At 74.0% G+C, this 14,989-nt stretch carries 11 protein-coding genes; 5 read left to right on the top strand and 6 right to left on the bottom strand.

Annotated features, from left to right (window positions below; all coding sequences use genetic code 11):
• Positions 1-153: 153 nt before the first annotated feature.
• A complete protein-coding gene (locus BJ958_RS23275; protein WP_179729195.1) occupies positions 154-1,293 on the bottom strand; it encodes a response regulator transcription factor in 1,140 nt (379 codons plus the stop codon).
• The gene (locus BJ958_RS23270) at positions 1,293-2,420 is read right to left on the bottom strand and encodes a LuxR C-terminal-related transcriptional regulator (RefSeq protein WP_179729194.1); all 1,128 of its coding nucleotides are present in this window, start codon (positions 2,418-2,420) and stop codon (positions 1,293-1,295) included. Before BJ958_RS23270 ends, BJ958_RS23275 begins: the two co-directional genes overlap by 1 nt.
• 137 nt (positions 2,421-2,557) lie before the next feature.
• Between BJ958_RS23270 and BJ958_RS23265 the strand changes: the two genes are divergently transcribed.
• Positions 2,558-3,928 (top strand): FAD-binding protein, encoded by a 1,371-nt coding sequence (locus tag BJ958_RS23265; RefSeq protein ID WP_179729193.1) that lies wholly within the window; start codon positions 2,558-2,560, stop codon positions 3,926-3,928.
• A gap of 19 nt (positions 3,929-3,947) precedes the next feature.
• Here the strand turns inward: BJ958_RS23265 and BJ958_RS23260 are convergent, their stop codons facing one another.
• A complete protein-coding gene (locus BJ958_RS23260) occupies positions 3,948-4,997 on the bottom strand; it encodes a S66 family peptidase (protein WP_179729192.1) in 1,050 nt (349 codons plus the stop codon).
• 149 nt (positions 4,998-5,146) lie between these two features.
• On the opposite strand from BJ958_RS23260, the gene BJ958_RS29220 reads away from it, so the two are divergent.
• Entirely contained in the window at positions 5,147-6,655 is a 1,509-nt protein-coding gene (locus BJ958_RS29220) for an ATP-binding protein (RefSeq protein ID WP_179729191.1), read from the top strand.
• A 9-nt stretch (positions 6,656-6,664) separates the two neighbouring features.
• Here BJ958_RS29220 and BJ958_RS23250 read toward each other — a convergent pair whose 3' ends face one another.
• Genes BJ958_RS23250 through BJ958_RS23240 form a run of 3 tightly spaced genes read right to left on the bottom strand, consistent with a single transcriptional unit; the run spans position 6,665 to position 10,103 of the window.
• Positions 6,665-7,351: a response regulator transcription factor gene (locus BJ958_RS23250; protein ID WP_141800469.1), complete on the bottom strand. Its 687-nt coding sequence runs from the start codon at positions 7,349-7,351 to the stop codon at positions 6,665-6,667.
• Positions 7,341-8,165: a LamG domain-containing protein gene (locus BJ958_RS23245; RefSeq protein WP_179729190.1), complete on the bottom strand. Its 825-nt coding sequence runs from the start codon at positions 8,163-8,165 to the stop codon at positions 7,341-7,343. Before BJ958_RS23245 ends, BJ958_RS23250 begins: the two co-directional genes overlap by 11 nt.
• Positions 8,166-8,168: 3 nt before the next feature.
• Positions 8,169-10,103, bottom strand: coding sequence for a hypothetical protein (locus BJ958_RS23240; protein ID WP_179729189.1), 1,935 nt, complete (start codon positions 10,101-10,103; stop codon positions 8,169-8,171).
• A gap of 230 nt (positions 10,104-10,333) precedes the next feature.
• Here BJ958_RS23240 and BJ958_RS23235 point away from each other — a divergent pair, with 230 nt between their 5' ends.
• The 3 genes from BJ958_RS23235 to BJ958_RS23225 all read left to right on the top strand — a co-directional run bounded on the left by BJ958_RS23235 (position 10,334) and on the right by BJ958_RS23225 (position 14,955).
• A complete protein-coding gene (locus BJ958_RS23235; protein WP_179729188.1) occupies positions 10,334-12,394 on the top strand; it encodes an O-antigen ligase family protein in 2,061 nt (686 codons plus the stop codon).
• A complete protein-coding gene (locus tag BJ958_RS23230) occupies positions 12,384-13,298 on the top strand; it encodes a glycosyltransferase family 2 protein (RefSeq protein ID WP_179729187.1) in 915 nt (304 codons plus the stop codon). Before BJ958_RS23235 ends, BJ958_RS23230 begins: the two co-directional genes overlap by 11 nt.
• Before the next feature lie 205 nt (positions 13,299-13,503).
• Complete coding sequence (locus BJ958_RS23225) at positions 13,504-14,955, top strand: carbohydrate binding domain-containing protein (protein WP_179729186.1); 1,452 nt, start codon at positions 13,504-13,506, stop codon at positions 14,953-14,955.
• Positions 14,956-14,989 lie beyond the last annotated feature (34 nt).

The following is a 14,989-nucleotide window of genomic DNA, read 5'->3' as shown; positions in this document are numbered from 1 at the left end:
CGCCGCTCTACCCGACCCGTGTCACCTGTTGCAGCCCCGTACAGGCCCGTCTGCGCGTGGACTCGGGTCCGCCACAGCAGCGAACCACGTGTTACAGCGCCGTCGGGCCGCCGCCACCCCACCCGGGGCGACAGCCCCGAGAAGGTGCAGCGATCACACGTACCAGCCGGACGGCCCGATCTCCTCACCCATCCGCGGCACGTACTGGTCGAAGAACACCCGCGCGATCAGCTCGCGACGAGACCGCACGCCGGCCTTGTCGAAGACCGCCTTCAGGTGGTCCTGGACGGTGTACGCCGACATGTGCAGCGCGCGCCCGATCTCCTGCGTGCCGACACCCTGCAGCACCAGCTGCGTGACGTCGCGCTCGCGCGGCGTCAGCCCGAAGGCGGCGACGACGAGGCCGACGATCTCCGGCGGGCGGGCCTCCTCGATGGTGATCACGACATCGCCGTCGTGGTCGCCGGTGCTGCTCAGCGGACCGGCCTGGAGGATCAGCCAGCGCCCGAGGCGGGTGCGGGCGCGGCAGCGGGGCAGCACCGTCGTCTCGCCGCGGGCGTAGCGGCGGGCGGCGCCGACCAGGCCGGACAGCAGGGCGACGGGGATCCCGCCGTCGGGGTCGCGGGCCAGCTCGCGCAGGCGGTGCTCGGCGGTGGGCGTCATCTGGGCGACCCGGTACCCGGAGCCGATGATGACGACGGCCGGCCCGGGCACCTCGGTGGGCCCGTCGTCGGGCTCGTCGACCCCTGCGAGCCGAGCCATCAGGCCGGCGCGGACGCCGCGGGCGAAGGCGGGCGCGAGGGAGGCGAGGAAGTCGATCTCGGCGTCGTCGAAGGGCCGGTCGTCGGTGCCCCGCATCAGGCCCATCCCGCCCCACACCTCGCTGCCCTCGCGGAAGACGAGGCGCGCCTCGTCGGCGTGGCCGTAGTGGAGCAGGTGGTAGGACGCGATCCGCATGGAGCGCTCGACGTCGCCGCCGGTCTGCAGGAAGACGCCGGCCGCCGGGCGCTCGGCGGCCGCGAGCTCGGTGAAGGAGGTCGCCTCCGGGCTGCCGTACTCGAGCAGCCCGAACTCAGCGTCGCGCGGGTCCTGGCCGAGCAGGTGCCCGAACTTGCGGTCGCTGGTGAGCAGCAGGGTGCGCGGGTCGTGGGTTCCGACGCAGGCGCTCACCCACGGCACAGCCCGCCGCAGCGACTCGACGGCCTCCACCAGGAACGACTCGAGGTCGAGGCCCGCCTGGGCGACGACGCCGACGTCCTGGCGCACCCGCTCGCGGGTCAGGGTCGAGGCCATCAGGCGAACCAGCCGGACGGGGCCAGCTCGCCGCCCATGCGGGGCACGTACTGGTCGAAGTAGACCCGCGAGATCAGCTCGCGGCGCGAGCGCACGCCGGCCTTGTCGAAGACCGACTTGAGGTGGTCCTGGACGGTGTACGCCGACAGGTGCAGCGTGCTCGCGATCTCCTTGGTGTCGACGCCCTGCAGCACCAGCTGCGTGACGTCGCGCTCGCGCGGCGTCAGGCCGAACGCGGCGACGACGAGCGCCACGATCTCCGGCGGCCGGGCCTCCTCGATGGTGATCACGACGTCGCCCTCGCGGTCGCGGAAGGTGCTCAGCGGGCCGGCCTGCAGCACCAGCCACATGCCCCCGGCGGTGCGCAGCCGGCAGCGGGGCGGCGAGGGGAGCTCGCCACGCGCGTAGCGGCGGGCCGAGGCGATGAGCGCTGCCACCGGGGACACCGGGTCGGGGTGGGTCGGACTGCCGGCCAGCTCACCCAGCCACTGCTCGGCCGTCGGGGTCATCTGGGTGGCGCGGTCGTCGGGACCGACGATGATCACGGCGGGGCCGGGACCGGGCGCCGGCGCGACGACGTCGGCCATCCGGGTGAGCACGCCGGCGCGGACACCGCGGGCGAACATGCCGGTGAGCGAGGCGAGGAAGTCGATCTCCTCGGCGTCGAAGGGACGGTCGTCGGGTCCGCGGAAGAGCGCCGCGGCCCCCCACATCTCCCGGCCGTCGCGGAAGGCCACCCGGGCCTCGTCACCGATCCCGAAGCGCGGCACCATGAACCGCTCCATGCGCGGCGAGCGCTCGACCTCGCCGCCGTGGACCAGGTGCACCCCGGCCGCGTCGGTCTCGGTGCGGACCAGCTCGGTGAACGCGGTGGCCTCGACGTCGCCGTACTCGATCAGCGCGAACTCGTGGTCGTGCTCGCTCTCGCCCGCGAGGGCGCCGTACTTCCGGCCGCTGGTGAGCAGGTGGGTGCCGGGGTCGTGGGTCGCCACGCAGGCGCTCTCCCACGGGACGGCACGGCGCAGCGAGGCCATCGCCTCCTCGAGGAAGGTCTCGAGGTCGAGGCCGGCGCGCGCCACCACGTCCACGTCCTTGCGCACACGCTCGGCAGTCAGTCCTCGGCTCACCCGAGCAGTGTGGCGGATGCACCCGGGGGTGCGTATCCCACTTTTCTGGGGAAGTCCGGATCCCAGCCCCGCCGGCGCCGGAAACCACCGGGAACAGGGATGGTCCGGACCCGTCGCCGGACCGGAGGGTGGGCGCCATGACCACCACTCCCGACCTCACCTCCCTGACCCGGCTCGGCGCCGGGTGCGAGCTCCACCTGCCCGGCGACGACGGGTACGACGCCGCCCGCACCCCGTGGAACCTGGCCGTCGACCAGCGACCGGCCGCGGTCGCCGTGCCGCGCACCGTGGCGGAGGTGCAGGCCGTCGTCCGCGCTGCTGCCGCCGCCGGCCTGCGGGTCGCCCCGCAGAGCACCGGCCACGGCGCCGCGCCGCTCGGCGAGGGCGCCCTCGACGACGTCGTCCTGCTCCGCCTGCACGCCCTGACCGGCGTCACCGTCGACCCCACGACCCGCACCGCGCGGGTCCTCGGCGGCACCCTGTGGGAGGACGTGGTCACCGCCGCGGCGCCGCACGGGCTCACCGCGCTGCACGGGTCGGCCCCCGACGTGGCCGTGGCCGGCTTCGCGCTGGCCGGCGGACTGTCCTTCTACGGCCGCCGGCACGGTCTCGCGGCTGGCTCGATCCGTGCCGTCGACGTCGTGACCGCCGACGGCGCGCTGCGGCGCCTCAGCGCCACCGAGGAGCCCGACCTGTTCTGGGCGGCCCGCGGCGCGGGCGGCAACGTCGGCGTCGTCGTCGCGATCGAGCTCGACCTGCTGCCGTACGCCGACGTGTACGCCGGCATGCTGCTCTGGGACCGCGAGCAGGCCCCCGAGGTGGTCCGGGCGTGGGTCGAGTGGACCCGCACCGCGCCGGAGTCGGCGACCACCTCGCTGCGGGTGATGAGCTTCCCGCCGCTGCCCGAGCTGCCGCCGTTCCTCTCCGGCCGCGACATCGTCGTCATCGACGGCGCGGTGCTCGAGTCCGACGAGGACGCCGCCGCCCTGCTCGCGCCGCTGCGGGCCCTCCAGCCCGAGATGGACACCTTCGCCCGGATCCCCACGACCGCGCTGCTGCAGGTCCACATGGACCCGCCCGGCCCGTCGCCGGCGGTCGCGGACCACAGCGTGCTGGGCTCGCTGGACGACGCCGCTGTCGAGGTGTTCCTCGAGCAGGTCGGTCCGGGCACCCGCAGCGGGCTGATGTTCGCCGAGCTGCGGCACCTGGGCGGGGCGTTCGGCGCACCGGACGCGGACGGGGGCGTGCTGTCCCACGTGCCCGGCGAGTACGCGCTGTTCTGCGTCGCCATGGCCCCGACGCCGCAGGCTGCGGTCGCCGGCCGGGCTGCGGCGTTCACGGTCGTGCGCGCGCTGGGTGCCTGGTCGCGGACCAGCCTGGTGCCGACGTTCACCGAGACCCGGGTGGACCCGAGCCGCTTCTACGACGGCGAGGACTGGGCCCGGCTGTGCCGGGTCCGCGACGCCGTCGACCCCGGGCGGCTGCTCGTGGCCAACCACGGCATCTGATCCCCGGCTGCGGGCCGGCTCAGCCGTAGTCGGCCCACACCCGCCGGGCCGCACCGTCGACCGTGACGGCTCCTCCGTGGGGGAGGATCCACTGCGGCCGGGTGTGCCCGAACGGGATGCCGACGCAGACGACGGCGTCGGGGTTGTAGCGGGCCACCTGCTCGACCACGACGTCGCGCTGCGCGGCCCGCAGGGCGGCCCGTTCGGTCGCGTCGGGCCGCCGCTCGAAGTCCGAGACCGGGGGTCGGGCGACCAGGACCGCGTCGACGGCGGCGAGCAGGCCCCGCTCCCCCAGGGCACGCACGATCCAGCCCACCTCGCGGGCCGGGAGCAGCTCCTCCGAGGTCTCCAGCAGCATCACGCCGCCGGCCAGCGCGTCCGGTTCCTCGCGGAACCGGCCCGCCGTCAGCACCCACTGCAGAACCTCGAGGCAACCACCCCAGGTCGGACCGGTCACCGACCGCTCCGGGCCGGACCAGCTCCACGGCTCGGTCGGCTCCCGGTCACCGTGCTCCGTGAGGGCGCGGGGGTCGTTCCAGTCCCGGCCGACGTCCTCGGACTCCCCCGGGTCGCTCACCTCCAGCCGGCCGCCGTCGAGCAGCGCCGCCCGCAGCGAGGCGGCGTGCACGGCGTCGAGACCCGGGCCCGGGCCGAGGTGCACCTGCGTGGACCCGCCGTAGAAGCTGGCGATGCCCAGCGACCAGAGCCACTGGTGCAGGTTGGTGTTGTCGCTGGTGCCGAGGAACGGCTTCGGGTCGCGACGAGCCGCCTCCGCGTCGAGGTGGGGCACGACGGTGACCTGGTCCTCGCCGCCGACGGTGGCGATGATCGCCCGCACCTGCGGGTCGGCGAACGCCTGGTTCAGGTCGGCCGCTCGCTGCTCCGGGTTCGCCCCGAGCAGGCGGGTCGTGGGGTACTCCACCGGCACCAGCCCGGTCGCCTCGGCGAGTCGCCGCATCGCCTGCTCGTGCACCGCCGGCGCGAAGCCGGGCGCAGCGAACGAGGGCGACAGCACGGCGATCCTGTCGCCGGGGCGGGCCTTGGGCGGACGGACCAGCTCTCGGGTCATGGATCCAGCCAAGCACGTCCAGGTCCCGGGCACCGAGGACCGAGCGCACCTCGCCCGGACGGGCCAGTCCTCGCATCCGAGAGTGCCGCACGCACGGGCAATCGCCCCGATCCCGCCCGGGACTGGCGAGGTCTGGCCACAATGGAGTGGTGACGGCTCAGCTGGGGGGTCGTCGGGCCGGCCGCCTGCTGGGGTCGTCCGTCCGACGGTTGATCGGCCGCGGCGGGACCACGCACCCGTCGTGGTGGTGGAGCGCTGCCCTCGCCGGCCTGCTGCTCTACCCGTACCTGGTCGTCGCCCTGATCGGGGACCCCGAGGGCGACCGCGTGGTCCTGGCGGGGCACGCGGTGATGCTGCTGGCCGACCTGATGCTGCTCGGGGCGGGCATCGCGATGGCCGTCGACGCGCGGCTGATGTACGACGCCCTGCGCGGCAGCATGGCGGTCGCCGCGGCGATCGTCGCCCTCCAGGACGCACCGCTCGAGGTGCTCGGGATGATCGACCGCGCGCTGAGCCCGCTCTCCTTCCGGCTGACCAACGGGCACCTGTTCACCGTGCTGGTCGTGCTGGTCGTCATCCACCGGGGCCGGAAGGCCGCCGTACCGGGAAGGCACCTGATCCTCACCGGGGTCCTGCTCGGCCTGACCTCGGCGACCATCACGCTCGTGGGCTACCGCCTCGTGCAGGAGTCCATCCACGACTCGGGGGTCCTGGGCACCGGCGACCCAGTCGACTTCGCCATCATGGCGATGATCGGCCTGGCCATGGCGATCGTCGGGTTCCAGCTGGCCACCTCGTCACTGCCGGGGTGGGCAGCGGCCCGGATCGGCGTCGGGATGCTCGCGATCTTCGCCGCCCGCCTGTACTCGACCCTGACCGACGCCATGATGCCGACGCCGGCCGCGGTCGTCGGCGTGGCCCTGTTCAGCGCCCTCATCGCGACGACCGCGTCCTCCCTGCTGCGCATCGCGCTGGAGCAGATGGACGCGCGGGTGGCCCGCTACGCCCACCTGGCCGCCGAGGCCGAGGCCGAGGTCAAGCAGGACCGCGAGGTCGCGCACGAGGTCCGCTCGGCCGCCGCCGGACTCGCCGCCGGGGCCCGGCTGCTGGCCAGCGGCCAGATCCCGCCCGGCCCCCGCCGTACCGCCCTGGAGAAGATGGTCGACATCGAGGCGGCGCGGCTGCGTCGTACTGTCGCGTCCAAGCAGGGTCCGATGACGACCGTCGACGTGGACACCGTGGTGTCGCCGTTCGTGGTGGCCCAGGCCGCCCTGGGCCACCACGTCACGTGGACCCCCGGCGGCCACCGCGTCCACGCCCGCCACGACGGCCTCGCCGAGGCGCTCAGCACCCTGATCAAGAACGCCGCCGACCACGCCGGTGGCCGGGGCACGACCGTCACCTCACGCCTGGTCGGCGAGCAGGTCGAGATCCTCGTCTCCGACGCCGGCCCCGGGCTCGACCCGGCCGTGCGCGAGCGGCTGTTCTCGTGGGGCAGCCGCGGTCGGGCCTCCGGCGGCCAGGGCATCGGCCTGCACCGCGCCCGACGGCTGCTGCTCGAGCAGGGCGGCACGCTGGAGCTCGGCGAGGCGCCGGAGGACGGGGGGACGACGTTCGTCATCCGGTTGCCGCGGGCGCGGCTGCCGCAGGAGGGTTAGGGCGTTGCCTCACTGACGGGCCCGCGGGAACACCTCCAGCGACCGGCGGTAGAGCGCGACCGCGGCCAGCTGGGAGTCCACACCCAGCTTGCGACGCAACGACTTCACCTGGCTGCGGACGGTCGCCTCGGCGACACCGGAGGCGTCGGCGATCCGGCGCACCGAGAGGCCGTCGTAGAGGGCACCGAGGACCTCGTACTCGCGGTGGGTGAGCAGCTCCATCCGGCGTACCAGCTCCCGCTGCTCCTCGGCGACGCTCTCCCACTCGCGCAGCGCCCGCTCGCGGAGCACGTCCGGGGTCGGCGAACCGCCGGCGAGGGTGTCGCGGACGGCCTTGGCGAGGCCGGCGGTGGTCGTCGTGGTGGGCAGCACGCCGGTCGCCCCGGCCCCGAGGACGGTGCCCCACCGTGGGCCGAACTCGCTGTCGGTGAGGACCAGCCAGCGGATCGGGCCGCGGCTGACGAGGAGCTCCACGTCGTGGAGCAGGTCGGGGGTGCGCAGGTCGCAGAGGATCACACCGACCGAGGCGCCGCTGCGGGCCAGGCCCTGGCGGAAGGACAGCCGGCCGCCGCGCTCGGGCCACTCGAAGAGCACCGGGGCCAGGCCGCGGCCGCGCAGGGCAGCGGCGATCGCCTGGCCGACCAGCCGCCGCTCGGCGACCAGCGCGACGCGCCGGACCGGCTCCTCAACGGACATCGAGGACGACACGGTCGATCGTTCCGTGGAACTGGTCGGTGGAGCCCTGGGCGATCCGACCGCGGTCGGAGACCTTGGCGCCGATGGACAGCGGGGCGTGGTCGAAGCTGATGGCGCCGGGGTCGCCGTCGACGCTCCACTCCTGGGGAGCGGCGCCGCCGTCGAGGTCGACCAGTCGCATGCGCACGGTCGGGCCGGTCCGGCTGCACGTCAGCCGGTACCAGCGCTCGGGTGTCACCGGCCCGGGGTCCTCGACCAGCACCTCGCCGAGCGTCCCGGCGAGGCGGCAGGACGGGGCCCCGTGGTCGAGCTGGAGCTTGAGCTGCGCGGGCTGGCCGTAACGGCCCCGCTGCACGAGGTTGTCGCCGTCGTCCTCCGGGCGTCCTGCCGTCGCGGTGTCCGCACGGAAGTCCACCGCGACCAGGAAGTCGCCGGTGCCGGGATCGAGTGGGTCGGGTGCCGACGGGTCGGTGCGGACGACGAGCGCGGCTGCGGGGACCACGCCCTCGGCGACGTACGCCGGGGTCCGGATGGCCGATCCCCCAGCGCGGCCGGGTGTCCAGGTGAGCCGGCCACCGCCCTGGGTGACGACGGTGATGTCGACGCGTGCGGTGCCGCTGTTGACCGTGCCGGGGACCATGTCGCCCGGCACGACCACCTGGTCGAAGGCGAGCCCGAGGTCCACCTTGGCGAGCCCCTTGGCCGTCGGCCCGGACGCCGGTCTCGCTGTCGGCGTCGCGGCATCGCCGGTCACCGCGCACCCGCCCGCGGCACCGATCGCGAGCAGGACCACCAGCAGGGACGGGGCCGACACGACTCAGCCGCCCTGTCGCACCGGAGGACCGGCGAACACCACACCCGGTCCCCACCGGACCCCGTCGACCTTCGGTCCGCCGACCTCGCTCACCTCGCCGCTCGGCACCCCCGACTGCGCACCCTGGGTCCATCCGGTCCGCCGCAGGTGCCCGGAGCCGGTGACCCAGTAGAGGTGCTTGCCCGCGACGAACATGCCGCGCACCCGCCGCGGGGCGAAGCCGCCGACCCTGCGCGACGCCACCAGCCGATCGGCGCCGACGACGCCGCTCTCCGGGTTGAAGTACCGGTAGTGGAGGGCGCGGGACCCGGCCAGCGTGAAGTAGATCCGTCCGCGGTCGTAGAAGAGACCGGTCACGGTGGCGAGCTCGGCCCGCCACGCGAGCAGGGGAACCAGCCCGTCGGCCGCGTCGACCGGCTCGGCCGGTCCGTAGCTCGTGCCGTCGAAGGTACGCCGGGTGAAGGACCCGTCGCGCCCCGCGACGTACAGCCGGCCGTCCAGCAGGAACGCGCCCGCGACGGCGCCCCAGTCCGGCCCGCCGCCCGGCACCGTGATGGCGGGCCCGGCCCGGCTTGCCCGGTGTGACCGGCGGACCAGGTCGCTCCCGCGCGCGCTGTAGACGGTCGCGAGGCGACGGGGCGTCCCGACGGCCGGGTACGACGCTCCACCGGTCGGCAGCAGCGCGATCCGCGCGCGTTCCTGGTCACCGATCCGGTCGGTGTCGGAGCCGACCCACAGCCCGGCACCGGTCACCAGCAGGTCACCCACGCCGACGCCCCGGCTGCGTCCCGGGTTCCAGCTGAACGGGAGACCGTTGACGGGGCTCAGGGCGGCGATGCCCTTGCGCTGGACGGCGCCCGGCCCCGCGGCGTTGGCGCCGTAGGGGTTGTTGAACCAGCGTTGGTGGCCGCCCACGTACACCGCGCTGGAGGTGACCTCGACGGCCTGGAGCGTGTCGCCCCCGGTCGAGGAGATCCAGGACGGTCGAGCCGCGCGATCGGTGCCGCGCGTCTCGAAGCGGGCAACGCTGTCGCACGGGGAGCGCGGACCGCCGGGGCCGCCGGAGGTGACGACCACGAAGTACGAGCCGTCCGGAGCGAAGGCGACGTCGCGCACGTAGCTGTAGTAGAGCTCGGAGCAGGTGGCGGAGTAGAAGCGGGTGCGGAACGTGCTGACCGCGGCTGCGCGGCGCAGGTCGAGCAGCGCGAGCTGAACCCGACGCTCGCCCTGGACCGAGCGGAAGTTCCCGATCAGCGCGAGGTAGCGCCCGTTCGGGCTGACGTCGATCCGCGACACCGCGGTCCTGCCCAGCCCGTGCCGGGCCCGGCCGGCCACGGTCAGCCCGGGCTTGCTGCGCGCGCGTCCGCTCCCCGCGGCGAGCACGGCGAGGGCACGCTGCTTGCGCCCGCCGATCCGGGAGAAGGCACCCGCCACCCACAGCTTGTTGCGGCGCAGCACCAGGTCCCTGACGGGGCCGTCGACCCGGCCCGGGTCGAACGACGGGACGACCGCACCCCCGGCGAGCGTGACCCGGGCGACCCCCGCCCGCGGCAGGCCGCCGATCACCGAGAACTCACCGCCGACGTACACGGTCCCGGAGCGACCGGCCGCGACGGCGTTCACGACACCGTCCGGGTCGGGGTGGAAGTCGGGGTCGATCCGGCCGGTCGCCGCGTCGAACGCGAGCAGGCCGCGGCGCGCGACCTCGACGTCGCTGTCGTCGTCGCGAGCCCGGGTGAAGCTGCCGGCGAGGACGACCGTGCCGCCGACCTGGAGGACCGAGAGGACCTCGCCGTCGAGGACCTGCGGGGTGCCGGCGACCGGCTGCTCACCGACCAGGGTGCCGCCGTTCTCGTCGCCCGCGGAGGCGGGCGCGACCAGCAGGGACGAGCCGAGGAGGGCGAGGCAGCACACCGCGACGGCAGCGATCCGTCTCATGGCGACCTCCCCTCCCCACCGGTCCGATGAATGGGTTGCCTGGTCCTCCCCGGAGGTCCACACGCGACACTAGGACGGCCCAACGCACCCCGGTCGGGGTGCGCCGTTAGTCCCCCAAAATTGGTGAGCCGCCACGCGCGGGCGCCGGGTTCGCTTGGTCCATGACGTCCGCCACGTCACCGGGGGACCGGCCCGGACGGGGACCGACACGGCGTACCGAGCGTTGCTTCGTGGTCGGCATCGTCGGCCTGCCCGTGTGGTGGGTGCTGGGGCTGGCGTCGGTGGTGCCGCTCCTGGTCGCCGTCGTCCTGGCGCTGGACCTGTGGCGACGCCGCCGGGTGATCGTCCCCCCGGGATTCGGGTGGTGGCTGTTGTTCCTGGCGTGGGTGCTGCTCGGGATCGGCACCCTGTGGGCCGCGGCTCCCGGAGCCGAGACCGGCGGTGGCACGGGCCGGCTGATGGTGTTCGGCTACCGGTTCTGCTGGTACGCCGCCTCCACCGTCGTGCTGGTCTGGCTGGGGAACACGCCCAGGGAGCGGCTCCCCGACCGCGTCGTGCACCGGATGATGGCCGCGGTGTTCGTCGTCGCGGTGGCCGGCGGGCTGCTCGGGCTCATCGCCCCGGACTTCTCGATCACGACGCTCGCCGAGCGGGTGCTCCCCCACGGCCTGCGCAGCAACGGCTTCGTGAGCACGCTCGTGTCGGCGCGGGCCTCCGACGTCCAGACCGTGCTCGGCGTACCGGAACCGCGGCCCAAGGCGCCGTTCCCCTACACGAACACGTGGGGCAGCGTCATGTCGCTGGGCCTGGTGTACTTCGTCGCGACCGTCGCGCGCTCGCGGTCCCGGTGGCGGCTGCTGGCGCCCGTGGTGCTGGCGCTCGCCGCGATCCCGGTCGTGTGGAGCCTCAACCGCGGGCTGTGGCTCGCGGTCGGCAGCTGCTGCATCGGCCTGCTCGTCCTGCTGGCGACCCGGCGCAACCACACCGCCCTCGCGGGCCTGGTCGTCGTGGTCGTCATCGGCGGTTTCGCCCTGACCAGCACCCCGCTCGGCACGACGATCTCCGATCGTCTCAGCCACCCCCACAGCAACGAGCGCCGCTCCCAGCTGCTCGTCGCGACCGTCGACTCGATGACCCGCGGGTCGCCCGTGGTCGGCTTCGGCAGCACCCGCAACGTCGCGGGCACCTTCACCTCGATCGCCGGCGGGGCGAAGCCCGACTGCCCGGCCTGCGGCGTGCCCCCGCTGGGGACCCAGGGCCAGCTCTGGCTGGTGCTGTTCTCGCAGGGCTGGGTGGGGACGGCCTTCTTCCTGACCTTTTTCGTGCTCGCGCTGCGGCGCACCTGGCGATGTCGCACGGTGAACCAGACCGTCGCGACCTTCGTCATGGGCGTCTTCCTGCTCCAGCTGTCGGTGTACGACACCATGGAGCTCCCGATGATGCTGGTGATGACCGGCATCGGGCTGGCCTGGCGCGAGCAGGGCGGCGGCAGCCGGCTGCGTGCCCCCCGTGCCCGGTCGGTCGCGGTCGTGGCCGGGACGGCGGCCCTCGGCGGCCTGCTCGGCGCGGCCGCGACCGTCGGCCACGCGCAGCAGCGCACCAGCACGGTGACGGTCGCGCTCACCCCCTCGCCCACCTACCTCGACGTGGGCGAGTTCGCCCGCGAGGTCACCATCGGGGCACTCGTCGACCAGCCGGTCGTCCAGCCGGTCGCCGCGACGATCGACACCGAGGCGGCCCTGGTGCGCTCGCAACGGGCGCTGACCCGGGCCGGCGAGCAGGTCGGGATGACGCCGAGCGAGCTGCGTGACGACATCAGCGTCTCCGCGCCGCCGCTGTCGACCGTGCTCGAGCTGAACCTCACCACGTCGGCGGCGCACGATCCCCGGGCGGCCGCCCGGGCGGTCGCCGAGGAGTACCTGACCGCGCGGCGCACCTACCTGGAGGACCGGCGCACCACGCTCGTCGCCCGGCTCCAGGAACGGCTGGCCGCGATCGACGCGACCGACCCCGCCTGGGCCACCACCCGCACCTACCTGCGGGCCGCGATCGACTACCTCACCACGCACCGGCCCGAGGCCGGGTCGCTGATCCGGCTCACGCCGGTGCGCGCGGTCGGCGCCGACCGCGGCGTCCCGGCGACCAGCGGGATCGCGCTCGGCCTGCTCGCCGGACTGATCGTCGTACGCCTGCCCCGGCGCAGGGGACCTCGGGACAAGACACGCAACACGGAAGAGCCGGCACCCGCACCGCGCGTGCCCGCCGAGGAGGTGCTGGTCCATGCTGGATGACATCTGGCCCGACGTCGACGTCGTCATCGCGACCCACGACCGTCCCGTCATGGTGCGCGAGGCGATCGCGGCGGTCCTGGAGCAGGAGTATCCCGGCCGGATCCGGGTGATCGTCGTGTTCGACCGCTCCGAGCCCGACCCGCTGCTGGTGCGCACCTGCGTGGAGCGACAGGTCGACGTGGTCCGCAACACCCGCAGCCCGGGACTCGCGGGCGCCCGGAACACCGGGATCCTGGCCGGGCAGGGCGAGCTGGTCGCGTTCTGCGACGACGACGACCTCTGGCTCCCCGGCAAGCTGCAGCGCCAGGTCCGGGCGCTCGCAACCAGCGACGCCCCCACCTCCGTCACCGGGATCGAGGTGACCTACGAGGGCACCTCGACGCGCCGGGTTCCGACGCCGGCCGAGCTCGAGCTGCGGCAGCTGGTCCGGCACCGGACGATGGCGGCGCACCCCTCCTCGGTCGTCGTACGACGCCACGACCTCGTGCACCGGATCGGGCTGGTCGACGAGAAGATCCCGGGCAGCTACGGCGAGGACTTCGACTGGATGATCCGCGCCTCCCAGGAGGGGGGCTTCGCCCTCGTCGAGGCGCCCCTGGTGCAGGTGCGCTGGGGCGGTTCCCAGTTCTCGCAGCAGTGGGCGACCATCGCCGCCGCGATCGACTACGGCCTGGCCAAGCACCCGGTCTTCTTCGACGACCGGAGGGCGCTGGCGCGCGAGACCGGTCGCAAGGCGTTCGCCCTCGCCGCCCTCGGCCGGCGCGACGCCCTGCCGTGGGCCGCCCGCACGGCCTGGAGCTCCCCGCTCGAGCCGCGCGCGTACCTCGCTGCGGCCGTCGCCCTGCACCTTGTGAGCGCCGAGCGGCTGCTGCACCTGGCCCACCGGCGGGGGCACGGGATCTAGTCGACCGGGGCCCGCGGAGATGACCACCCTCGCCCTGACCGCGCCGGCCCCCTTGCGCCTCCCGGCGCTGCCCACTCGTCGTACCTCAAATGGGGGAGGATATTGGCCACGATCTCTCGTTCCGGTTCCAATCGAGCCGAAGACAAGAGAGAACGAGGGCCGTAGTTTCGCTCCCGCGGCCCCGGAGATCCGGGGAGGTGGCGTCTTGCAGGACGCCGAGAAGACGAAGAACAAGAACGGCCTCGTGCGGTGGCTCTGGCTGCCGGTCCTGGCTGCCGTGCTGCTGACCAGCGCCGTCGCGGCGGTGCCGACCTCGGCACAGCCGAGCCGTGCGGCGCAGGAGTCGGTCCCCACCGGGACCTTCGAGTCGCACCTGGACGGGTTCGCCGGTGTCGGCGGCAGCCGGGTGAAGCTCTCGCGCACCGGCGAGGGACGCAACCACAGCCGCGCGCTGGTCGTGCGCACGAAGAACCACGGGCCGGCCGCCGCCGTCAGCAAGCACCGGTTCGGTGGCGCCCACTCCAAGGGCACCACGTACGTCGTGCGGGCCTGGGTCCGCTCCACGGGCAAGCGCGCCGTGACGCTGCAGGTCCGCGAGGTCAAGGGCAGGACCCTGCAGACCAAGACCAGGACGGTCAACGCCAAGGGCCGGGCCTGGACCCGGGTCAAGGTCAAGATGACCGCGAAGGCGGCGAACTCGGTGTTCAAGCTCCGGTTCCGCACCCCCTCGCTCACCTCCGCGCAGCGACTGCTGGTCGACGACCTGCGGGTCAAGGCCGGTGGCGGCAAGGGCTCGGCGGGCAGCCTGTCCAACGGCTGCAGCCGTGACGCACGAGGCATCCCGGCGTGCGGCACCTACATCGGCGCTGCCCACGGCGGCAACACCGACCCGACCGCGCTCGAGCAGCAGCTCGGCAACAAGCTCGCGGTGCGCCGTACCTACTACACCGGCACCGGTGTCGCCAGCGCCGTCAAGAACGCCTCGGCCGACCTGGCCGCCGGCCGGCTGCCGTGGATCAGCTTCAAGCCGCCGTACAGCTGGACCGACATGGCCAACGGCGTGGGTGACGCCTGGGCGACCGACCTCGCCCAGCGCCTCGCGGCGCTGCCCGGCCCGGTCTGGGTGGCCTTCCACCACGAGCCGGAGAACGACGGCGACATCCAGGAGTGGCGCCGGATGCAGGAGCACCTCGCGCCGATCATCCGCAACAACGCCCCCAACGTGGCGTTCACCGTGATCGTGACCGGGTGGCACCAGTTCTACGGCGACCCGCAGTACAGCCTGGCGAACATCTGGCCGCGGGGCGTCAAGATCGACGTCGCCGGCTTCGACATCTACCAGGAGTACGGCTCGGTCAAGAACGGCAAGATGGACCTGCGCTGGGTCGACATGCCGGGCTACTTCCAGAAGATCGCGGCCTGGGCCCGCACCGTCGGCGTCGACTGGGCGCTCGGCGAGACCGGGATCACCGACAAGGCGGCCGTCGACCGGCCGACCGAGATCGCGAACACCGTGCAGAGCATGCAGGACTTCGGCGGCATCGCCTACTCCTACTTCGACAGCGAGCTCAACAGCACGGCTCCGTGGACGCTCGGCACCCCGGAGAAGCTCAACGAGTTCGCCCAGGTGCTCGCCGGCTCGCCGCACCTGCGCTGACGGCACCCGACGCACCTTCTCGAGCGCCTGCCCC

The organism is Nocardioides kongjuensis (assembly GCF_013409625.1).
Lineage (GTDB): Bacteria > Actinomycetota > Actinomycetes > Propionibacteriales > Nocardioidaceae > Nocardioides > Nocardioides kongjuensis.
The sequence above is the reverse complement of the archived record's forward strand: the minus strand, read 5'-3'. Positions and strand labels throughout refer to the sequence as shown.